This is a genomic window from Fibrella aquatilis, from assembly GCF_017353255.1.
Classification (GTDB): Bacteria; Bacteroidota; Bacteroidia; order Cytophagales; family Spirosomataceae; genus Fibrella; species Fibrella aquatilis.
Map to the genome: position 1 here is coordinate 325,685 of NZ_JAFMYU010000002.1, position 25,388 is coordinate 351,072.

Consider the following 25,388-nt stretch of genomic DNA (forward strand, 5'->3'; position numbering starts at 1 on the left):
AGGTTAGTAAGTGGTTTTGTTAGGGGGTGTTATTGTTACGGGTAGGCGAGTCGGAAAGCGGCTTGGCAATGAATGGGTAAGTAAGGGCAACGAGACCTGAACGCGGGTGCCCTTGTTGGGTTGGCTGGTGATGGTGAGTTGACCGCCATTTCTGGTGAGTAGCTCCTGACAAAGGCGCAGGCCTAGCCCCATGCCTTTTTCACCCTGGGTGCCGGGCAGCAATCCAGGCTGTTTTAGCAGCAGGGCTACCTGGTCGGGGTGCAGCCCAAGTCCGTTGTCGTCAACCAGAATAGTGCCCCAATTGTGGGTGCTATGGCCACTCAGCCAGATAGACCCGCCGGTGGGTGTAAACTTTATTGCGTTGTCGACCAGGTTACGCAGCACCGTTCTCAGTTGATTTTCATCGGCCAACACCACCAGTTCATCATCGATCTGGTTGTTGCAGGTGATCTGCTTGTAGCGGGCCATGTCTTCGGCCATTTCCAGTATATCGTCGGCCAGGTCATGCACCACTATGGGTTGTGGCAGTGTGCGTAGCTCGTTTAATTGCGACAGTGACCAGGCTAACAGATTATCGAGGTTCGTATACAGTCTATCGGTAGACAGTGTGAGCTGTTGGGTGAGCCGTTCGTTTTCCTGCCGGGTCAACTGTTTTGATTGCAGCAACAGCAGTGTGTTTTGGAGCGAGATGACCGGGCTGCGCAGGTCGTGGCTCACGATAGAAAAAAGCCGCGTTTTGGCCTGGTTAGCGGCATTTAATTCGGCAGTGCGCTGCGAAACAAGCTCATCGAGGCGGGCGTTTTGCTGCGCTAGCATGGCTGCTCGTTCAGTAATCATAGCGTCCAGTTCGGCCTGTCGTTGCGCCAGTTCCTGCTTAGACTGTGTGCTGTGGCGAATCAGCCGAATAGTAATAAGGGCGAAAAAAATACCGGTCGACCCCACGGTGCTACTCAGGCTAGGCGAATTCGGTATGGTATATACGCCTGTGCGCAGGAGCAGTGCTATAAAGCCCAGTTCGCCAAGCAGCACCAGCCCGGCACTCATCAGCAACAGCAGGCCATCGGGTTTTCGTTGCCGGGTGGCCCGCAGGCACAAGCGCAGCAACTCACCAATGAGCACCAGCCGACCAGCTTTAACGGCAATCAGCAGATATACAGACTCTTGAAAAGCTGCTACGGCGGCGAGCAGTAGTAGTAAACCACCAAAACCAAGCAGGCTGGTGAAGCGGCGTGACCAGGCCCGGTTAAACTGAACCTCCATGAAGCCCAGCATGGCTACGGCCACGATCACCTCACACGCCAGTTTCGCGAAACTGGCCCCATGGGTCAGCGCAACGGGGTAGTGGAAATGAAAAAGCCAGGAGTAGGTGCTGGAGCCGGTAACCCCCGCCACTGCTGCCGTGCTCCAGCGGTATACCTGGTCGCGTTTGAACAGGCAGGAATACGCCAGCAATGACAAAAACAATGACCAGATAATACCCAGCAGGAAGGTGCGAATTAGCGGTTCGATGTTACCGTCTGGAAGCAGCGAAGGAGACACGATGAATTAGATTAAATGTAGTTAACATGCTCGATCTTGACAAGCATAGACAGATTGGCTGCTTATCGGTCTGCTTGCTGCATTCATGAGTTTGCTGGTTCTATGAGCAGGCTGAACGGCGTAGCTCAACAGGATAGCACCCTATACAGATTCATGATAGCATTATTCTTGCCAATTCTGTAAAAATGGTTTAGGTGTTTTTAAGGTAAAAAGAGGTTAAATAGCCAGTTTATGCCTCAAAAAGGCCATTTAATACCTATTGGGGCTTTTTTAGTGTTAAATTAAAAATATAGTCTTTATGAGCGATAGAGTATATTTTACTTAGTGCTGTTTCGTAAGGAAAGAAGCGTTACACAGTTAACTTAAGCTTTCGTTGGTAGGATTATAGCGCTTAGTCTATCCTCAAAGTAGCGAATTGGAAAGCTTGTTGATCATACGTCAGCGAATGCAATTCCCGAGTTCTACTTAAGTGAAAAGTCGGAAGGCATGTGCATACAGTTAGCCTGCTGTTAAGGCTATGCGGTGGTGCGGCGTAGGTGAGTGACTAAGACAAAAAGGAAAAATCCGCAGCGGGAACTGCGGACTCTCCGGAATTCAGCCAATGCCCAGAGGGTACTGACCGGTATCTTCTGCTCTCTGTGCTAGAGCGTTTTCTTTTCTTCTTCTCTCCGGGAGGTGAGCTGTTGAACAACGGCCTCACGTCTAACGGTGTGCAGGGTACGGCCAAAACGCCAGTGGCGTGTGGCCCGGTATTACTGTTCTGGAGTTCTGACAGCTTACTAACGGTAAGGTCACGAATTTCTTATTCAACAAGTCTATCTGTTTAAGACCGGTACAACCGGTTGGTGTTTCCACCCATTTGGGCTGGGGCATGGCTGTTTTCTATACGCTGTTTTTTCGCTTGCATTCCCTTACATCCATTCACTTGCTGTTACCGCTATGAACCGACAATTACTCCCGATGTACGAACAGACATACACCCGGCTACTTTGGCCCGTGGTGATGCTATTCCAGAAAAGCCTCGTTTCGGCGTTTTTGTTGCTGGCGGGTCTGCTGATGACGATGTCCGCGCAGGCGCAAAGCCCCGGCGGCGTGGGTACCACCAACCTGAAAATATGGCTCAAAGCCGACGCCGGGGTAACCACCATCGGCGGCGGTATAAGTAGCTGGGCAAACCAGGGTACGCTCTCGTCCTATAACCTTACACAGGCTACGGCGGGTAGTCGACCGTCCAACCCCACCAGCGGCTCACGACTGATCAACTTCAACCCCTCTGTCTATTTCGACGGCGGGAATTTCCTGTTTAACAACACATCGTTCATTCCCACCAACTCACCCTACACGTTTCTGTTTGTGGTGCAGGACGAAGCCGCCGATGCCGGTTACCGCACGGTGATGTCGACGGGATCGTTTTACGATTACTTCGAATTCAATAAGAACTCAGGCACGGTGGGGGCCGCCAGCAACGGCTGGAACCCCTATGGCGTGGGTGGCAACGGCGGTGGCAGCGGCGCAGTGGGTGACCATGGCACGTTTGGCAAAGGCACCAAATACTCGCCGGCGGGTGGTGCCAACGGTTACTATAACGGTACCAACTTTACCAGCGATAGCCGCACACAGCATAGCCAGTCGCAAGTGATCGGTTTTTCATCGGCCAACAGTCAGGCATCATATGCCACGAGCTTAAGCACCTGGACCGACGGCTTCAAGGATACACCCGGCTGGAGCTACCTCAACGAATCTGCCCTACAGGCGTCATTGGTGCAGCCCTACTTTTTCAAAAATCTGTCGTTAGGTGGTGATCTAGGCGGTAACGTAGAACCCTGGATTGGTAAGATCAGCGAAGTGATTGTGCTCGATAAGACCGTCACGGACCTGGAGGCGCAGCAGATAAACACCTACCTGGCCATCAAATACGGCATCACGCTGGGGCAGGGCGGCACCAACGGCTACGTAGGCCGCAACGGTAACAACCTGGATTATATCGCCAGCAATGGCACCACGGTGCTCTGGAACGGCTTGGCCAACAGTGGATACGACCGCGATATCACTGTCATTGGCCGCGACAACGGTTCGGGGCTGATTCAGCGGCAGTCGAAGTCAATCAATGCCTCGGGGTTAGTTACGATGAGCATCAGCGGCAGCATCGCCGCTTCCAACGCCACCAACACGGGGTCGTTTGCCGATCTGAGCTTTGAAGCCATCGGCGACAACGGTCAGCCGTCGTCTTATACGACCACCTACGCCTCTAGTTTCACCGCTCCCGCACCCGTCTATTCCATGAGTCGGGTCTGGAAAGTAGATGAAACGGGCACGGTTGGTCAACTAGCCGTGAGTATTCCGGGTGGCACAGTCGGTAGTACCTACCTGTTGGTTCGTAACGACGCTACCTTCACGTCGGGCAGCGGCACCACCGAGATCCTGATGACCCCAGACGGCAACGGCAACCTGGTGGCCCTAGTTGATTTGGCCGACGGGCAGTTTTTCACCTTTGCCAAGATCATGGTGGGTCCCGGTTGCGTAACGGGCACGGTGTTGTGGCTCAAGCCGCAATCTGGTCTGGTAACGAGCGGCTCGGCCGTAACAAGCTGGGTCGATTCGGGCAGCAGCGGGGTGCAGATGACCGCCCCCAGTTCCGCCAACCAGCCTACCTATTCGGGCACGTCGCTCACCAACTTCAACCCTGGCGTTACCTTTACCAACACGGGCCTGAGTCAGCAGTGGCTGCAATCGGATGGGACTAAGTTCCAGGACCGGTCGCAGGGTACGCTGCTGACGATGGTGAAACCCACCGCCTATGCCAACGGCAACCTGGCGGGCTGGGGCAGCTCCCTCAATGAGTCCAACGACCCTTCATTTGGCTATACCGGCGGTGGGCTTCCCTTCTTCTACACTACATCATCGTCGTTTGCCTACGGTACCCTGACACCTACCCCGCTGGGCGACCCATTTATTTTCAGCGCGGGCTGGCAGAACGGGAGCGGTATCTTCCTCAGCCCCAATCCGCCGGTGCGGGTCAATGGCGTAGATGGCCCTTCTACGTTGATGTACAACGTAAACCTGGCGACCACCAAAGAGATGTTCTCGATTGGCCGCGACACGGATTACGGCGGCATCACAGGCGATTACCTGGAGGTGATGACATTCGATCACCCACTGTCTACCCTTGAAAATCAGCGAGTTGAAAGTTATCTGGCCCTGAAATACGGTATGACGTTGCCCTTCAACTACCTCTCCGGGGCGGGTACGACCATCTACGACGTAAGCAGCTTCTCAGCTAACATAACGGGCATTGGGCGAGAAGACTGCCAGCAACTGAACCAGAAACAGTCGAAGTCGGTGAACACTAATGCGTTCATTACTTTGAGCCATAATACCAGCGCAGTAGCTTCCAATGCGGCTAACGGTAACAATTTTGCCGCCGACAAAGTATTTGAGGTCATTGGCGACAACAACCTGTCGAACAGCTACAGTACCGCCTACACACCCAGCAGCTTTACCTCTGCCGCGACGGTCTTCTCGATGTCGCGTATCTGGAAAGTACAAGAAACGGGCACGGTTGGTCCGGTCACCATTAGTATTCCTGGCAGCAGCACGGGCGTTTATCTGTTGGTAAAAAGCAGTGCATCGTTTGGCTCCGGGGCTACTGAGATTCCGATGGTTTCCGATAACAACGGTAACCTCACGGCTCAGGTCGATTTTAACACTGGCGTGCAGTATTTCACCTTTGCGCAGCCGGTGTATGCGCCGGGTTGCGTAGCGGGGACGGTGTTGTGGCTCAAGCCACAGTCGGGTCTTCTGACCAGTGGTTCAGCTGTAACGGGCTGGGTCGATTCGGGCAGCAGCGGGGTGCAGATGACCGCCCCTGCGGCCGCTAACCGCCCCACTTATTCGGGTACGTCGCTCACCAACTTCAACCCTGGCGTTACCTTTACCAACACGGGCCTGAGTCAGCAGTGGCTGCAATCGAACGGGACGAAGTTTCAGGACCGCTCGAAGGGTACGCTGCTGACGATGGTGAAACCCACCACCTACGGCAACGGTAACCTGGGCGGCTGGGGTACCACCGCTAACGAATCGAACGACCCCTCATTTGGCTTCACCAGCGGCGGGCTTCCGTTCTTCTACACCACGGCATCGTCGTTTGCCTACGGTACGCTCACGCCCGTTACACTAGGTGATCCGTTTATTTTCAGCGCGGGCTGGCAAAACGGGAGCGGTATCTTCCTCAGCCCCAATCCGCCGGTGCGGGTGAATGGCGTGGATGGCCCTTCCACGTTAATGTATAACGTGAACCTGGCAGCCACCAAAGAGCTGTTCTCTATTGGCCGCGACACCGATTACGGTGGCATTACGGGTGATTATTTGGAAGTGATGACGTTCGATCACCCGCTGTCGACCAATGAAAATCAGCGGGTTGAGAGTTACCTGGGCCTGAAATACGGCATGACATTGCCTTTCAACTACTTGTCGGGCGCGAACACCACGATCTACAACGTGAGCAGTTTCTCGGCCAACGTGACGGGTATTGGGCGCGAAGATTGCCAGCAACTGAACCAGAAACAGTCGAAGTCAATTAACGCGGCGGCGCGGCTGACCATCGGTGTGTCGAACACCATCGTGAGCACCAACGCCAGCCACCCCGGTTCGTTTACCAGCAATGCCGCCTTTATCGTTTTTGGCGATAACGCCGCCACGGGCAGCACGAGCATTGCCGCCGGTGGCCCCTGCGCCCCGCCGCCCGCTGCCGACAAGATTACGAACCTCGCCTACAAAGTGACCGAAACGGGCGATGCCCCCTCGGCCAGGCTCAGCTTCGATGCCAGCGGTTTCGGCTTCAATGCCGCGTACCCAGCCTACATGCAGGTGGCGACCGACGCGGCGTTTACCAATATCATAACGAGCGTTCCATTTAGCCTCAGCAGCGGAACGGCCACGGGTACGTATGATTTTCCGGCAAACAGCACCCGCTACATTCGTTTTGCGGGAAACACCACGTCGTTGGCCAATATCTGCGTAGCACCGAAGAAGCAGACCTTTCACTGGAACACCTGGTGGTATGGCGACAAGCAGAAAACGTTGTTGCCCAACTACATCCCCCAGTCACTCTCGGCCACTGCCGACATGACCATGAGCGTGACTGTGACTGACGGCAGCAACGCCTTGCTCTACCGCCCCACGGTAGACTGGTGGCCTGTGTTTGACGGCTACGGTCTGTTTATTCCCCGGTATGACAACAGCAGTAACGAAAACAACCTGATCACGACCCGGATGCAGTTCCGGCAGGGTACGTCGACCTCGGTCGTGGCGGCGCAAACCACCGATTTCCTCGTCTATGACGTAGACGGCTGGATTGGTGGCCGCGATATCGTGAAGATCTACGGTAAGCAGGGCAGCAACACCATTACGCCACAGCTTAGCCGCTACAAACCGCTATCCTTCGATCCCCTGCAACTGAACTACCAGGGTAATCCACAGCAGGCTATCGGTTCCAACATTCCCTGGGACCTGGGCGCGTGGGCATACCTCTACGTCACCTTCAGCGAGCCGGTAGAAGAGGTTTTTGTGGAATACCGCAAAGGCAACACCTACGCATTTAACGTCTACAACGACATCCGTATCGGGCCTGTGAGCGTGACCTGCAAAGCCCCCACGCCAAAAGAAGCTCTAGCCGACAACGTCTACATCTACAAAGAGGTGTCGCCAAACCCGGTGAAGGTGGGCGACCCGGCTACGTACAAATTCACGGTGCAAAACACCAACTGCGGCGCTAAAACGATCAATTTCTCCGACAACCTGCCCAGCGGTTTGATCTGGAAAGACAGCTCATTCGTGACCTCGGAAACGATCACGGTGGGTTCGGTCAACGCCTATGGCAATGGCAGCACGCTGACCAGCACCATGACGGTGCCAGCCGGCACGAGCTACTTCTACGCCAGCGTATCGGCGGCTAGTGCGGGTGTACTCAGCAACCAGGGTACGTATAATGTGGTGGGTGGTACGGGTACTAACTATGGCACCGACGATCCAACGGTGTCGGGTACTACAGCCCAGCCCACGCCGTTGACGGTGATTGCCAACGACCCCAAAGCGAACCTGACAATTACGAAAACGGCTAGTGTGGCCACGGCTCCGCAAAACGGCACCGTGACCTACACCTTCACGATTAACAACCCCAACGGTTCGGCTGTGCTGACCACATTCCAGGACAACCTGCCCACTTCGGCCACCTTTGTGGGTGGTACGCTGACGGGTGCAGGTAGCGCCACGGTCAACGCTTATGCGGGTCAATCTACGTTGACCATACGTGGCCTGAGCGTACCGCCGGGCAACTCGACGCTGACCATTGTGGCCAACGTAAGCAGCAGCACGGTAGGCTCGGTACTGGGTAACGTGGCGCAAATTTCGCCCGACATTAACTCCGGTTATCAATCGTCGCAGCTGGCTAAGTCAAGTCCGGCCAGCACCACTATCGTGGCTGCACCGACGGTTGCTATCACCAGCCCGGTTAATATCTCGGCCAGCACTACGCCAACGATTTCGGGTACGGCCACGCCGGGGGCATCGGTAACGGTGTCGGGCACGTCGGGGCAGCTTTGCAGCACCACGGCCAACGCCAGTGGCAGCTGGTCATGTTCGGTAACCGTACCATCTGGTGTTCAGACGGTTACGGCAGTTGCCAGCAACGCCGCTGGTAACAGTACTCCGGCCACGGCGAGCTTTACGGCCACCAACGCCACCCTGCCGCTGACCGTTAGCAGCCCACCGTTACAGACGGCTACGGCTGGTTCGCCCAAGACGGGTAATGCCGCTTCTGAACTGACACCGCAGGGTGGTACAGCTCCGTATACCTACAGCAATGATACCGGCAACGGCTCGTGTACGGCTGTGGCGGGTGCCACCATGCTGCCCCCAGGCAACATGACGGTTGCCAGTGGAGGGTCTTACACCGTAGTGCCGCCAAGCACGCCGGGTCTGTACTACTACTGCATCAAAGTGTGCGACAGCAGCCCCACGCCGCAATGCATCACGAAGACATACACCCTGGCGGTATCGCCTCAGCAGGGTGCCGGTACGCTCGACTGCTCGACGGCGCAGATCACGGGCATCGTGGCGGGAACACCAGGAAACGGGGTGCTGAAACTGACCATCGCCGTGAGTACAACGGGGTCTTTGCCGGTAACTATTTCAGGGTCAGGTATTTTGGTTAACCCATCGCCCTACGCGATCACTACCACCAGCACCGGGACACAGACATTCTACATACCGATCTCCTACAATGGGGCGGCCTTCGGGCCAACCACCATCACGGTGACGGGTGCGGGTGTGTGTTCGCCTGATCTGAGTCTGGTCCTACCCAAGACGGTTAGCACGTCGGTACTGAACCTCGGACCGGCCTGTGCTCCCGCCACAGCAGCTACGCTTATTAAATAACGACAGCTTGTTCCTCGCCACTCCGGTTGCTGCGCCCACCAGCCAGCAGCCGGAGTGGGGTCGAATTCAATCGAATCAACATGATGCATACCATCAAAGACCCGATCCGAGCAGGCCGTAGTTACTGGGCGATGCTGCTGCTGAGTCTGTTGTGTTTCACGACAGCCTGGGCGCAGACTCCCACACTGCCTGCCGTGCCGACCGCTTGTGACTACACAACCGAACCGGCCAACATAACGCTGACGGCCCAAAACGTGCCCGTTGGCTATTCAACAGTCTATGTGCTGGTGAACATGACCTCCGGGCTGATTGTCCAGACCAACGCCACAAACCCGATTTTTACGGGCGTGTCGCGGGGGCTGTACTATGCCGTGGCGGCGCACTACAAAGGCACCCTCAGCAATGCCCAGGCCGGTAAGTTAATTTCCGACGTGTTTTCGTCGGAGCAATGCCTGACCTACGGCCCTACGCTGGCATTAAAAGTCTGTGCACCAGCCGGTTCCTGCGATTATGCGGTGGCCCCGACAAGCCTCACGTTTACGGCTAACAGTGTGCCGGGCGGCGTGGCTACCACCTATGTGCTGGTAGACGAGGCTACCAACCTCATTACGCAAACCGGTAGCACGCCCACGTTCAGCAACGTACCGGCGGGCGATTTTGCCGTTACATCGGTACACTATACGGGTTCGCTGACGGCCCTCACAGCGGGTAATACGCTCTATAGCGTGACTACCCAGAACGTTAACTGCCTCAGTGTTTCCAACACCATTCATATTCGGGTTTGTAACAGCCCGGTGGCCATTACCGGTCCGCCCAACGGCGGCGTAGTGGCTACCACCAACCCCGTTATTTCGGGAACGGCCTCGCCCAACGCGAGCATAACGGTGACGGGTGGCCCCGGTTCAACGGGTGGTCCATGCATCACTACGGCCAACAGTAGCGGTAACTGGAGTTGCCCCAGCCTGACGTTTACCGCTGGTCCACAGTCGGTTACGGCTACCGATGGGTCGACCTCGGCGGTGAGCGGCTTCACCGTGGCTCCGCCCGTGTCGCCCACCATTGCTATTAACAGTCCGGCTCCGGGTTCGCTCGTAGCCACGACCAACGTACCCGTGTCGGGTACGGCCACGCCGGGTGCCACGGTGGTGCTATCTGATGCCACCAACGCCATACTTTGCACCACCACGGCTACGGCGGGCGGAAGCTATTCCTGCCTGGTCAGCCTGACGCCGGGCAGCAACACCATCACAGCCACGGCCAGCAACAGCGGCGGCACGGCTAGCACGTCGACCAACGTGACAGCGGTAGCCCCACCCACGGTGGCGATTGCGAGTCCCGCCAATGGTGGCACGGCCACGACGTCGCCAACTATTTTGGGTACGGCCACACCGCTAGCCTCGGTTACGGTGCTGGCTCCGGGTGGTCAAAGCTGCGTGACAACAGCTTCGGCATCAGGCACCTATGCCTGTTCAAGCCTCACCTTCGCAGCAGGTCCGGCTTCGGTCACAGCCCTTGCGGGCAACGTAGGCGGCACGTCAAGCCCGGCTATCAACAGCTTCACGGCCGTTGGTCCGCCCAGCCTGACCGTCACCTCGCCGGTAAACATTTCGACGACCACTACACCGACGATTGCCGGTACGGCCACACCAGGCAGCGCTATCGTGATCACCGGTCCGGGACCAATCACCTTATGTAGCACTACGGCTTCGGCATCCGGCACGTATGCCTGTGCTTTGACGGCGCCATTGCCAACGGGCCAAAACACGCTCACGGTCACGGCGTCTGGCCCAGGTGGCAGCACCTCCGTGCCGGTCACCTTTACGACGGTAGCCCAGCCCACGGTAGCAATAGTTAGCCCGGCCAACAACGGCACGGCTACGCTGTCGCCCACGGTATCGGGTACAGCTACACCATTGGCTTCGGTTACGGTGCTGGGTCCAAACAGCCAGTCATGCGTCACTACGGCATCGGCTTCGGGTACGTATGCCTGTTCGAGCCTGACATTTGCGGCAGGCCCTGCCTCGGTGACGGCTATCGCGGCCAACACGGGAGGCACGTCGTCGCCGGTGGTGAACAGCTTCACGGCTATTGCGCCGCCGAGCTTAACGGTGACCTCGCCGGTGAACGTGTCAACCACAACGACCCCCACCATTGCGGGCACAGCCACGCCAGGAGCAATCATCACCATCATGGGTCCTGGTCCGGTTACGCTGTGTAGCACCACCGCCTCAGCATCAGGCACCTATGCCTGTGCGCTGACTGCGCCGCTACCGACGGGTCAAAATACGCTCACGGTCACGGCCACCACGCCGGCAGGAACCACGTCGGTGCCCGTCACCTTCACGACGGTGGCTCCGCCTACGGTAGCCATCAACAGCCCGCTGGCGAATACGCAAATACCACTCTCTCCTACGGTATCGGGCACGGCCACGCCAGGCGCATCGGTCACGGTGAGTGGTCCGTCGGGGCAGCTTTGCTCGACCACCGCCACGGCATCAGGCACCTGGTCATGCTCGGTCACGGTGCCAGCAGGCCTACAAACCTTGTCGGCAGTCGCATCTAACGTGGGGGGTGTCAGCAATACAGCTACGGTCAGTGTAACAGCCGTGGCACCGCCAACGGTGGCGATCCTGAGTCCGGTAACGGGTACTACGGTGGGGACAACCGCCGCTATTTCGGGTACAGCCACGCCGGGGGCATCGGTGACGGTGTCGTCTCCTGGCAACACGCCGGTGATCGTGATCGCTAACTCATCGGGTGTGTGGTCAGTACCAGCCAACAGCTTGGTATTCCCGCTTGGTCCGGGTGGTACGCCAAACCAAACGACCATCACAGCCATCGCTCAAAATGGGGGTGGTGTGTCGGCTCCGTCTACCGTGACCGTTACCGCCGTCGGGCCGCCCAGCCTGACCGTCACCTCGCCAGTCAACGTCTCGACGACCACTACGCCCACCATTGCGGGCACGGCCACGCCAGGGAGCGCTATCGTGATTACGGGTCCCGGACCGGTGACGCTATGTGCCACTACGGCCTCGGCTTCGGGTACGTATGCCTGCCCGGTTTCGGTGACAGCGGGCACGAATACGCTGACGGTAACCGCTTCAAATCCAGGCGGTTCAGTAGCGACGCCCATCACCTTCACAGCCGTAGCCCCACCCACGGTAGCCATTGTGAGTCCGGCCAATAACGGCACGGCCACCCTGGCTCCGACGGTGTCAGGCACGGCTACGCCGCTGGCTTCGGTCACGGTATTGGCTCCGGGCGGGCAGAGCTGCATTACAACGGCTTCAGCATCAGGTACCTATGCTTGTAGCAGCCTCACGTTTGCAGCTGGGCCATCTTCAGTAACGGCTATTGCCAGCAACACGGGCGGTACGTCGGTGCCAGCCATCAGCAGCTTCACGGCCATTGCGCCAACCAGCCTGACGGTGGTGAATCCAGGGCCATTTACAACCACCACACCGACGATTTCGGGTACGGCTACACCAGGTAGTACAGTGGTGATTACGGGTCCTGGACCAGTCACGCTTTGCGCCACAACGGCCTCATTATCAGGCACATTTGCTTGCCCTGTTTCGGTTACTGCCGGGCCTAACACCTTGACGGTAACGGCTTCAGGACCAGGTGGTTCTATAGCAGTGCCGGTGACATTTACGGCGCTGGCTCCACCCACGGTTCGGATCCTTAGCCCGGTAACGGGTAGCACGGTTGCCGTGGCCACCACGATTTCGGGTACGGCCACGCCGGGTGCATTGGTTAACCTCTACGGAAACGGCAACGTCTTCATCTGTTCGTCGATAGCCACGGTAAGCGGCAGCTTCTCGTGCCCAGCCAGTCTGTCGCCGGGGAGCAACACGATTACGGCCATTGCCAGTAACGTAAACGGCACGAGTGCTCCTGACCGCGTCACGCTGACGGCGGTAGCTTCGCCCACGCTGGTCGTAGCGCCCACGGGTCCGCAAACGAACACGGCTCCGGTTATTTCGGGCACCGCCACGCCGGGTAGTACTGTCGTCATTACGGGTCCCGGACCAGTAACGCTCTGCGCCACGACGGCCTCAGCATCTGGTACGTTTGCCTGCCCGGTGAGCGTTACGGCTGGTCCGACTACATTAACGATAACGGCCTGTAATGTAGCGGGTTGCGCCTCGTCGCCGCTCACGATTACAGCCCTCGACCCGCCCACGGTGGCCATCGTTTCACCGGCTACCAACGGCACGGCTACGCTGTCGCCCACGGTATCGGGTACAGCCACGCCGCTGGCTTCGGTTACGGTGCTTGGGCCAACTGGTCAGTCATGCGTCACAACAGCTTCGGCGTCAGGCACCTATGCTTGTAGCAGCCTCACGTTTGCAGCGGGTCCGGCCTCGGTAACGGCTATTGCGGCCAACCCAGGGGGTGTGTCTTCGCCGGTGGTGAGCAACTTCACGGCTGTTGGTCCGCCAAGCCTGACGGTAAATTCGCCCAACAGCACGTCAACGACCACTACGCCGACGATTGCGGGTACGGCCACACCGGGCAGCGCCATCGTGATCACCGGTCCGGGACCAGTCACCTTGTGTAGCACTACGGCCTCTGCGTCCGGTACGTATGCCTGTGCGCTGACCACCCCGCTACCGACCGGGCAAAATACGCTCACGGTGACGGCGTCTGGCCCAGGTGGCAGCACCTCCGTGCCCGTCACGTTTACGACAGTGGCCCCGCCCACGGTGGCCATTGTGAGTCCGGCCAACAACGGCACGGCCACCCTGGCTCCGACGGTGTCAGGCACGGCTACGCCGCTGGCTTCGGTCACGGTATTGGCTCCGGGCGGACAGAGCTGCATTACAACGGCTTCAGCATCAGGTACCTATGCTTGTAGCAGCCTCACGTTTGCAGCTGGGCCATCCTCAGTAACGGCTATTGCCAGCAACACGGGAGGCCTCTCGAACACAGCTGTCAACAGCTTCACGGCCATCGCGCCGCCGGGCTTAACGGTGACTTCGCCGGTGAACGTCTTGACGACCACCACGCCGACGATTGCCGGTACGGCCACACCGGGCGCAGTCATAACGATTCTGGGTCCGGGCAGTACGGTCTTGTGCAGCACCACGGTATCAACCTCAGGCACCTATGTCTGCGGACCGCTGGCACCGCTGCCCACTGGGCCTAACACGCTCGTGGTCTCGGCCTCGAATCCGGGTGGAGTTACCTCACTACCCGTGACGTTCACGGTCGTAGGCCCGCCCACGATAGCCATCGTTTCACCAGCCAATAACGGCACGGCTACCTTGTCTCCGACGGTGTCGGGTACGACCACTCCGCTGGCAAGTGTGACAGTGCTCGGCCCCAACAGCCAAAGCTGTGTCACAACAGCCTCTGCATCAGGTACATATGCCTGTTCGAGCCTCACCTTTGCGGCGGGTCCACAGAGCGTCACGGCAATTGCGGGCAACACAGGAGGTACCTCGGCACCGGTGGTCAACAGCTTCACGGCCATTGGGCCGCCGAGCCTAACGGTAGTCAACCCTGGTCCGCAAACGACTACCACCCCGACCATTTCGGGTACAGCCACGCCGGGTAGTACGGTGGTGATTACAGGCCCTGGTCCGGTCACGCTCTGCGCCACCACGGCCTCAGCCTCCGGTACGTTTGCCTGTCCGGTGAGCGTTACGGCTGGACCAACCACGCTGACAGTAACAGCCTCAGGGCCAGGCGGTACTACCTCAGTGCCGGTGACGTTCACGGCCCTGCCGCCGCCCACGATTCAGATTCTGAGTCCGGTAACGGGTAGCACGGTAGCGGTGTCGCAGGTAGTTAGTGGTACGGCCACGCCGGGTGCCAGTGTGGCCCTCTACGGTCCAACGCCGGGTAACCCCAATGGGCTGCTTTGCACCACGACGGCCAACTTCGCCGGGGTGTTCAGCTGCACGGTGAATCTACTGCCAGGTAGCACCACCCTCACCGCCGTTGCCAGCAACATCAACGGCACGGCGCAGGATAAGGTGACTATTACGGTGGTCGGTCAGCCTACCCTCGCGATTATTTCACCCGCCACGGGCGGTACGGCCACGCTTTCGCCCACCGTATCGGGTACGGCCACACCGCTGGCTTCAGTCACGGTGCTGGGGCCAAATGGTCAGTCGTGCATCACAACAGTTTCGGCTTCAGGCACCTACGCTTGTTCAAGCCTGACGTTTGCGGCGGGTCCAGCCTCGGTGACAGCCCTTGCGGCTAGTCCGGGAGGAACGTCGGTGCCTGTCGTCAGCAGCTTCACGGCCATTGCGCCACCAAGCCTGACGGTCGTCAACCCCGGTCCACAGACTACAACTACGCCAACGATTGCGGGCACGGCCACGCCAGGCAGTACGGTCGTCATTACCGGTCCTGGTCCAGTCACGCTCTGCGCCACAACCGCCTCAGCATCCGGCACGTTCGCTTGTCCGATCAGCTTAACGGCGGGTCCAAGCACGTTGACAGTGACGGCTTCTGGTCCGGGCGGTACTACGTCGGTGCCCCTGACGTTTACGACCGTGGCGGTTCCGACCATCGCGATTGTGAGTCCGGCCAATAACGGTACGGCCACTACCAGCCCCACGATTTCGGGTACGGCCACGCCACTGGCCTCAGTTACCGTGCTTGGCCCCAACAGCCAGTCATGCGTAACAACGGTCTCTGCATCAGGTACCTACGCTTGTAGCAGCCTGACGTTTGCCGCCGGTCCGGCCTCGGTCACGGCCCTTGCGGGTAATCCGGGAGGAACGTCGGTGCCTGTCGTCAGCAGCTTTACGGCCATTATGCCGCCGAGCCTGACGGTCGTGAACCCCGGTCCGCAGACGACGACCACGCCTATCATTTCGGGTACGGCCACACCAGGCAGTACGGTGGTGATTACGGGTCCCGGTCCGGTGGTGTTGTGTAGCACAACGGCTTCAGCATCAGGTACATTCGCCTGTCCGGTGAGTGTAACGGCTGGGCCAACTACGCTGACGGTCACGGCATCGAATCAGGCTGGTTCGGTAGCCACACCGATCACGTTTACGGCCACTGCTCCGCCCACGGTTCAGATCCTAAGTCCGGTGGTGGCGCTCACGTCGTCGCTGGCTTCGGGTACGGCCACGGTCACGCAGGTGGTGTCGGGTACGGCCACACCGGGTAGCATTGTTACGCTCAAAGGCAACGGCAACACGCTGCTGGGTATCACCTTCGCCGACGTATCGGGTGGGTTCTCATTCACGGTTAACCTGCCCGCCGGGCCAAGCAGTAATACCCTGACGGCGGTGGCTAACAATGCCGGTGGCAGCAGCCAGCCCAGTCAGATACGGCTGGTAGTGCCGGGCGTTATCGTACCACCAACGGTGCTGATTCAGAGTCCGGTAAGCATCACGACCACGGCTACCCCGGTCATTTCGGGAACAGCCACGCCATTGGCCTCCGTCACCCTCACGGGCGGCAGCGGCTCAACGGGCGGACCGGTGGTGGTAACGGCCTCGAATACGGGTGCCTGGAGCGTGTCGAGCATGAGCTTCGCCGTTGGTACACAGACCATTACGGCCACGGCCAGCAACTCAGCGGGTAACGCAGTCGCCTCGGTCAGCACCTTCACGGTGGTGGCTGCGACCAATACGCAGGTGGCCATTCCGATTCGGGTGTTCCTGCAGGGGTCGAAGGTGAACTCGTCGACGGCCACGCCTGGTCTGATGCGCGACGACCTCCGCCGACTGGCCCTGATTCCATCGATGGAACCCTACTCGGCCATGGGCTACACCCACGTGGGTGGCGGCGGTGGCGAGATGATCGCCAACTACAGTTCGGTGATGTCGGTGACGGGTGCCAATGCGGTTGTCGACTGGGTAACGGTCGAGGTGCGCAGTTCGGCTAATCCGGCCACGATTTTGTCTACCCGCTCGGCCCTGTTGCAGCGCGATGGCGATGTGGTGGGTACCGATGGCGTCACGCCGGTGCAGTTGAGCAGCCTTACCCTCGGCGGGTCGTATTTCGTGGCCATTCACCACCGGAACCACCTGGGCGTGATGACCAAAACGGCCCTGCCCATTACGGCAGGCATGCCCACCATCGACTTCACGTCGGCCATTACGCCAACCTACACCTTCAGCATCACCGACCCTCGCAGTCGGACGGTGGCGCAGGCTACGGAAGGCGGCTACCAGGTCATGTGGGCGGGTAACACGTCGGGCAACGACAACGTGGTGATTCAGGGTGGCGACAACGACATCGACCCGATCTCGTTCGACATCCTGGGCTTTGCGGGCAACACTGCCGGGCTGGCCAACTACGTGCGCAGCAACGTCTACCTCAACACTGACGTGGACATGGACGGGCAGGTAATTTTGCAGGGGGCAGGCAACGAACCCGACTTTATCATCTTCGAGGTGCTCACCCACCCGAACAACCCGTACAACTACACGAACTACATCATTCAGCAGCAGGTGCCCTGATCGGCAGCAGATGCCGTCTCCCGCCACGAGTGGGCGGGAGACGGTCATTATTCATCGTACTGAAAGCAAGTCCATTATGAAACCAGGACATCTACTCACCTCCTTGCTTTGCTGCCTGCTGATCGTGTTGATTGGGGTAAAAGCGGCCTCGGCTGCTGCACCACAGGTAGTCAAATACAAACTTACCCGCGACAATACGGGCACCTACCGGGTCTACATGACGGCCACGGCTTCGTTCACGTCGTCGGGAGCACCCAGTGCTCGGATCACCACGGGTCAGGTGACGGTGGTGGTGCCCACGGGTACGCTGCTCAACCTGCCCATGGGCACGGGTACGCCTACGGTGGCTAGCGTGGCCAACATGAACTGGGCCGCCAACACCCGCATAGACCAACCCGCAGAAGACCCGACGCACGATTTTATTTCGTTCGGGTTCAGCAATGCGGCTTACACGGTCTTTAACATCACCGCCAACACCGACATTCTGTTGTTTTCGTTTACCGACAACGGTACCTGTCCGGGACTGGTACGACTGCATGAAAATACAGTCAGCCCCTCGGCCGACTTGTTTCAGGGTGGCTCTACCAGCACCACGCCGGGCAACCAGCTGTCTATTCTGGGCAACGGCCTGGGCAATGCCTACGCGGGCACCTACGGCAGCGCCACCAACTGCGGTCTGGGCACGCCCGACCTGATCTCGACGGTGGGGCCGGTGCCTTCGCTGACGGTGGGGCAACCCGCCAGTTTGCCCGTGAGCCTGAGCAACATCGGCACGGCCTCGGCGGCGGGACCACTTACGTTTACCAGCCTGTTGCCGCCGGGTATTAACGCGCCCGTGTCGTTTACGTCAAACGGCTGGGGGTGCACCACCGCAGCACAAACCGTAAGCTGTTCAAATTCAACGTCATTGGCAGCGGGCAGTAGCTCGGCCTTTGCTATACCCATTACCCCGCAGCCGGCTTCGGCGGGTACAACGCCCACATTTTCGGGCACGGCTGGCAGCGCCAGCCCCGACGCTAACACCGCCAACAACATGGCCCCACCCGCAGCACCTGCCCAGCCTGTGGCCCCCGCTGCTACTACCGTTACGCCGGGAAGTCCTTGTTTGTCAGGTGATTGTGGTACGAAAATTCGGTACGGGCTAAAGGCCATTTCGAACGGCAATAGCTTCACCTACACCGTCTACATGAAGTCGGCCACGGCGTTTACGGGCATAAACGCCCTGGTGTCTACGGCTCAGGTGACGGTGCGCGTACCGGGTACGGTGACGGTGCTGGCCAACCAAGTAAACCTACAGGCGGGCATGAACTGGGCGCAGAATGCCTCGGTGCCTAATCCGGTTGAAAACCCGGCCTACTCCTACATTTCGCTCGGCTACAGCAACGCCAACAGCAACACCTTTGTGGTGGGCAGCAACGTCGAAATTCCCCTGTTCAGCTTTGAACGGGCGGGTAACTGCATCGGCGACGTGGGCCTGTGGAGCAGCACCGATCTGCTCACCTTTCCCAACCAGGAAAGCGCCAACGTGGGCAACGCCATGACCATGTTTGGCTACGGTAACTCAAACGCCTACGTCTGCAACTACACCTGTCCCATTGCCTGCCCCAACCCGGTGCTGGCCCTGGTGAAACAGGCACCGCCTACCATTGCCCAAAACGTACCCTTCAGCTACACCTTCACGGTCAATAACAGCGGCAGCGGGGCCTCTTCGGGCCTGACGAGCGTGGTCGATGTGTTACCCACCGGCCTGCAATTCCTGTCGGGTGGGGGCAACGGCTGGTCGTGCGCGGCGGTAGGGCAAACGGTGTCGTGTTCGTCGGCTACGCCCATTTCGGCGGGTGGCAGCAGCCCATTTACCCTGCTCGTGAACCCCACGCTGGCGGGCGGCCTGGCCAACTCGGCTACACTCACGGGCGGCGGGCAAACCTCGGCCATCGCGTCGGCTCCCTGTGCGCTGTGCCCGCCCGGTTCCACTACCTCAACAGTACTTGTGCAACCCGCCGATTTGGCCATTGCCATTCAGCAGCCTGCCAATCTGGTAGCTGGGCAAGCCACGGCGCTCAACCTGACCCTGACCAACGTGCTGTCGGGTGTAGCAGCTGGTCCTCAGTCGATTACGCTGACGTTGCCTGCGGGTGTCAGCGCCCCGACCACGTTTACGGCGGCGGGCGGCTGGGTCTGCACCACCACCGGCCAACTGGTAGTTTGCCAGAATCCGGCGAGCCTGTCCTTATCGCAAAGCCTGTCGCTGGCCATTCCCATCACGCCCTCGGCGGCGGTGATCGGGCAGTCGCTGAGCTTCGTAGCCACGGCGGCGGCAGCGTCTAACGAAACCAACCTGGTCAACAACAATACCTCCATTACCACTACGGCACTGGTAACCGGGGTTGACTTGGCTCTGTCGTTTGGTGCACTCAGCGCCATTCAGCCCAGCGTGCAGTTTCTGCTACCTGTGACCATTGGCAACGTGGGTGCGGCAACGGCTTCGGGTCCCTTAAACCTGCAACTGAGCCTGCCAGCGGGCTATTCGCTCAACGCGTCGGCTCTGCCCAGTGGCTGGGTGATGACCGCCTCGGCGGCGGGTGCGGGGGGGAGCACGGTCTACAGCCTCACCAATGCCAACGGCGCGGGCATCAGCGGCCCGGCGGGCAGTATCAGCTTCTCACTGCCCGTGGTGCCCTCGGCATCGGTGACGGGTTCGGCTACCTTCAGCGCCACGGTGGCCCCGCTGGCTTCCGAAATCGTACTGGCCAACAACAGCAACACCGTTACGGCCCCGGTGGGTACGCCCGACCTGAGTGTGGCGTTCGTGACGCCCGTGCCCACGTTTGTGGCCGGGCAACCCGCCACGGTGCCTTTTGTGCTCACCAACGTAGGTACAGGCATCGCGTCGGGACCGCTCACCACGTCGATCACGCTTCCGGCCAATTTCGCACTGAACTCGTTTACGGCACCGACTGGCTGGGTACTGCAATCGTCGACCAACAACCCTGGCGGCACTACTACCCTGGTGCTGGTCAACGCGGCGGGTAGCCTGAGCGCGGGCCAAAGCCAGACCATCAGCCTGGCCCTCACGGCGGGTGCGGCTAGTGGCGGACAGGCCGGACAGATCGTCGTCAGCGCCGCGGGCGTGGCAGGCGAAGTGGTGCTGGGCAACAATACTACCAGCACCAACACCAACCCGCTGGCTCCCAATGTGGCGGTTAACGTGCTGATGCCTAGTTCATTCACGGCCGGTCAGCCTTCCAGCGCCAGTCTTGTCTTTACCAATACCGGTTCGGCGCCCTACACTGGTCCGTTGAGTACGCAATTAACCTTGCCCCCCGGCGCTACGCTGGGGCCGCTGGCTCCGGGTTGGGTGGTGCAGTCGCAGACGACCAACGCCAATGGCAGTATCTCCTATGTGCTTTTCAACCCGTCCGTGACGCTCGGGATTGGCAGTACGCTGACGCTGCTGGCACCCATCACGCCCGCGGCCAACGTGCCCGGACCCCTGTCGGTGACGGTGGTGACGCCAACGAATCCGGCCGCTCCGTCGGGGGGGAGTACCACGGTGGTGGCTGGCCCGGTGCCGGTGCAGATCCCGACCGCGCCCAACGTATCGGTGGCGGTGGGGGTACCCTCGCCCACACTCACGGTAGGCCAAACGTCATTGCTGCCCATCACGCTGACCAACAACGGCAACGGTCCGGCCACGGGGCCCATCAGCACAAGCATTACCCTACCCGCGGGCCTGAGCCTGAACCCCGCGCAGTTGCCACCGGGCTGGGTCATTGGCGGCACCTCGCCGGGACCGGGTGGGTCTACGATCTACACGTTGGTGAACACTACGGCCTCGATTCCGGCGTCGGGAGGGACACTCTCGTTCACGCTCCCGATCACGGTAAGTCAGCCTGCGGCGGGCACCACGCCCACCATCACGGTGGTTACCCAGCCCACGGGTCAAACCGCCCCCGGCACGGGTAGCTACGTTAGCCCATCCATTACGGCTCCTAACCTGCTGATTACCATTGGTCAGCCGTCGCCCGCGCTGGTGGCAGGTCAGCCTTCGAGTATTCCGCTGACGCTGCAAAACATGGGCAACGGCCCGGCGTCGGGGCCACTGTCTATGCCCTTCACACTGCCCGCCGGGGTGTCGCTGAACACGGCGGCCCTGTCGCTGCCGTCGGGCTGGACCTACACCACGGCGGCTGGTCCCGGTGGCACCACCATCGTCACGTTCACGTCGGTTAACGCGGCTGGCCTGGGTGCGGGTGGTTCGGTGACCATCAACGTGCCGGTTATTCCAGCGGGCAGCACGGTAGGTACCACGCCGGTGTTCTCGGCCACCATTGCCCCCGTCAACGGCCAGACGACCTCGGCCACGGCTACCATGACGACCCAGGTGGCGGTGGTGGCTGGCCCGGCTCCCGACCTCAGCATCAGCGGGGCACCGGTGAGTTTCACGGTAGGCCAAACGTCGCTGCTGCCCGTCTCGATTCTGAACAATGGTAATGGCTCCGCTACGGGACCGATTACGGTACAACTGGCCGTACCCACGGGTATGAGCCTCAACGCCAGTGTGTTACCCGCTGGGTGGTCGCTGGCATCGACGTCGGCTATTTCGGGTGGTTCGCTCATTACGCTGATTAACAACAGCCTCACGATAGGGGCGGGGGCCACGGCCACGCTCAACGTGCCGCTGGTGCCTGCGCCGTCGCTGGCGGGCACCACCATGACATTCGGGCTGGCAGTGCAACCCGTGGCGGGCGAACTCGTGACGAGCAACAACACCAATTCGGTACAAATCACCGTGCCCGTGGCGGCTGTGGCCGTGCCTGACCTGAGCATTAGCGGTACGCCGGTAAGCTTCACGGTAGGCCAAACGTCACTGTTGCCGGTCACTATCCTGAACAGCGGCAATGCGGCCGCCGGTGGTCCGCTCACTATTCAGGTCGCCGTGCCCACGGGCCTAAGCCTCAACGCGGCGCAGCTGTCGGGGGGGTGGTCGCTGGTGTCATCGTCGGCTGTGTCGGGTGGTTCGCTCATTACGCTGGTCAACAACAGCCTCACCCTGAGTCAGGGGCAAAGTTCGGTGGTGTATGTGCCCCTGGTGCCGGGCGCGGCTCTAGCGGGTGCCACCATGACCCTGGGCCTGGGCGTCAATGCCGTGGCGGGTGAGGTAAACGTGAGCAACAACACCAGTTCGGTAGCCATCAACATGCCGGTGGTAGCGGGTCCGGCCCCCGACCTCGCCGTGTCTATTCCGGCGCAATCATTTATGCTGGCGGTCAACACCACCTCGTCGGTATCGTTTAGCGTGGTCAACGTGGGCAGTGTCGGGGCGGCAGGTCCGCTGACGCTCCAGTTTGCCATGCCCGCTGGTTTCTCTACCGCTACCAGCACGTTCAGCACGGGCGGCTGGGGCTGCGCCACGGTGGGCAGCGTAGTAAGCTGCACCAACGCATCGGGCCTGAGCGCGGGCGGCGGGTCGTTGCTGACTATGCCAGTGCGGCCGCTGGCGGGGGTGGCGGGGCTAGTGAACCCGTCGTTTGCCATCAACGTGGCGGGTGCTTCGGGCGAGACCAACCTGTTCAATAACCTGGCCGTGCTGAACATAACGGGCACCGTGGCCGTGGCCGATTTGGCCGTGAGCTTCCCGGCGCAGTCGTTTACGCTGGTGGCCGGTCAGCCGTCATTGGTGAACATCCTGGTGCAAAACGTGAGCGGTGTGGCTAATGCTATGGGGCCACTGTCGCTGACGCTTGCCATGCCTACGGGCTTCTCGGCCAGCGCCGGTTCGTTTACCAGCAACGGCTGGGTATGCACGCTCACGGGCACCACGGTCACGGCCACTTACAGCGGTAGCCTGTCAGCGGGTGGGTCGCTCAGCCTGACGGTGCCGGTGGTGCCGCTACTGACTAACTTGCTGAATCCCAGTTTTGTAGCCATCGTGGGCGCGGTAGCGGGTGAGCTTAACCTGGCCAATAACATCAGCCAGCTGAATTACGTCGGCATGGTGTTGCCGGGCAGCAACTTGTCGCTGGCGGTGCGGGTGCTGTTACAGGGTGCTTTCGACCCCAACACGGGCCTGATGCACGACAAGCTGCGGGTGGCAGGGCTTATTCCGGCGGGGCAACCCTATGGTTCATTGCCGTCGATGTCGTCGTACGTATTCATCAACAGCGGTACCGAAACGGTGTCGTCGGCGGTGCTGTCAGTGACGGGCACCAATGCCATTGTCGACTGGGTGATGGTGGAACTGCGCAGCGCGGCCAACCCCCTCACGGTGCTGGGGTCTAAGCCCGGCCTGTTGCAGCGCGATGGCGACGTGGTGAGTTCGGTAGATGGTGTCTCGCCGCTGACGTTCAGCAGCCTTGCGCCCGCGTCGTATTTCGTGGTCGTGCGTCACCGTAATCACCTCGGCGTGATGTCGGCGGCGGCGGTGCCCCTGTCGCAAACCACTACGACCTATGACTTCACCTACGCCACCACCCCGGCCAGCATATCGGCCACGGTCTATCTGAAACCGGGTGCGGGCACGGCGCCACAGTCTATAACGGCGGGGCGGTCAATGCTCTGGGCGGGCAACACCAACGGCGACGCGGCGGTGATTTTCCAGGGACCCGACCCCGACATCGACCCCATTTCGACGACGGTGATTCTGAGTCCGATGAACACAGGCCACATCGCCAACTACATTCATATCGGCTACGACATGACCGATGTGAATATGGACGGTACAACAGTATTACAGGGTGATCAGAATGAAGTCGACGTGATCTTCTTTAATGTCATGGGTCACCCTAATAATACTGGTCTGTTAGCCAATTTTATTATTCAACAACATTTACCATAAAAGGAATTTGGGATTGAGGATTTCGGATTTATTGCTTACGCTATCGCAAAGGTATTCTGGCGTAAGCAACAATCCGAAATCCGCAACCGCAACGGCGGACCGCCCCAATCCGAGATCAAAACTTGTCATGAAAAAACAACTCGCATTATTGCTATTGCTGACGGGCGCTGGCCTGATGGCTTCGGCTCAGGTGAAATTTAAAGTAAGCCGCCAAAATAACGATACGTATTTGGTGAGCATGGTGCCGCAGCAGTCGCTTGCTGCCAACGTCTCGATTACGGGCACGGTGCAGGTAACGGTGAAAATGAAGGCTTCCGAAGGCTTCGACCTCGCCGCCGTGCAGTCGCAGCAGGCGGGTGTGGAGTGGGACAATGGCACCCTGCTGAAAAGCCCCGACGGGGCCCGCGACTATGACTATTTGTCGGTGGCGCTGAAAAATATGGGTGCGCGTGGCCTCACGTTCGAAGCCAACAAGGAGGTGCCGCTGTTCACGTTTCGGAACGCGGGTAGTCCCGTTTCGAAAGTGCAACTCATTGATAATAAGATGGATGAATTGGTACTGGCGAAGCAAAACCGGTACAACGTGCTGAATCACATGAGCGTATTAGGCTATGGTCGCCGGAATGCGTATGAGGGAAACCTGCTGGCTGAGAACACCCTGACCGACAAAGTGGGGCTGCGGTCAGTGTTTCCAAATCCCGCCAATGACCACATCACCGTAACCTGGGACAACTACGTGAACGGCTACGAGGGCGAGGTGAAACTAGCCATCACCGACGCCGGTACCGGCCGGGTACTCAGTCGCGACACGGCCTACATGCGGGCGGGTGCCAACACCAAAGAGCTCAGTGTGGAAACCCTCAACGCCGGTGCGTTCCTGATCAGCCTCGAAAAAGATGGTGCCAAACTTGGTAACGGACTGAAATTTTTAATTGTCCGTTGACAAGCCATACTTCACTGTGAAATAATAGTCTTTTTAGGATCTAAAACGAGTGTTTTTTTGAGTAACTAAGGAGATAGCTAAACGAACAGGTTTGTTGAGAGAAAAATAAAAATTACTAAGCAATAAATGGCCTATTTATTGCTTAGTAATTTTTATTAGTCATTCGTTCATTTTCTACTTAACAGCCTCGGCCTTT

Annotated in this window: 5 protein-coding genes; 4 read left to right on the forward strand and 1 reads right to left on the reverse strand. The window is 59.4% G+C overall.

Annotated features, from left to right (window positions below; translation table 11 throughout):
• Positions 1-3 precede the first annotated feature (3 nt).
• The gene (locus J2I48_RS28530; RefSeq protein ID WP_207334045.1) at positions 4-1,539 is read right to left on the reverse strand and encodes a sensor histidine kinase; all 1,536 of its coding nucleotides are present in this window, start codon (positions 1,537-1,539) and stop codon (positions 4-6) included.
• Between the two features lie 939 nt (positions 1,540-2,478).
• On the opposite strand from J2I48_RS28530, the gene J2I48_RS03715 reads away from it, so the two are divergent.
• From J2I48_RS03715 to J2I48_RS03730, 4 genes are all read left to right on the forward strand, one after another.
• Positions 2,479-8,973 carry a DUF8202 domain-containing protein gene (locus tag J2I48_RS03715; protein ID WP_207334046.1) on the forward strand — a complete coding sequence of 2,165 codons (6,495 nt, stop codon included), beginning with the start codon at positions 2,479-2,481 and terminating at the stop codon, positions 8,971-8,973.
• Between the two features lie 80 nt (positions 8,974-9,053).
• Positions 9,054-17,411: an Ig-like domain-containing protein gene (locus J2I48_RS03720; RefSeq protein WP_207334047.1), complete on the forward strand. Its 8,358-nt coding sequence runs from the start codon at positions 9,054-9,056 to the stop codon at positions 17,409-17,411.
• A gap of 76 nt (positions 17,412-17,487) precedes the next feature.
• Positions 17,488-24,249 (forward strand): beta strand repeat-containing protein, encoded by a 6,762-nt coding sequence (locus tag J2I48_RS03725; protein WP_207334048.1) that lies wholly within the window; start codon positions 17,488-17,490, stop codon positions 24,247-24,249.
• A 127-nt stretch (positions 24,250-24,376) separates the two neighbouring features.
• Positions 24,377-25,192 carry a T9SS type A sorting domain-containing protein gene (locus J2I48_RS03730; RefSeq protein ID WP_207334049.1) on the forward strand — a complete coding sequence of 272 codons (816 nt, stop codon included), beginning with the start codon at positions 24,377-24,379 and terminating at the stop codon, positions 25,190-25,192.
• The last annotated feature ends 196 nt before the right edge of the window (positions 25,193-25,388 follow it).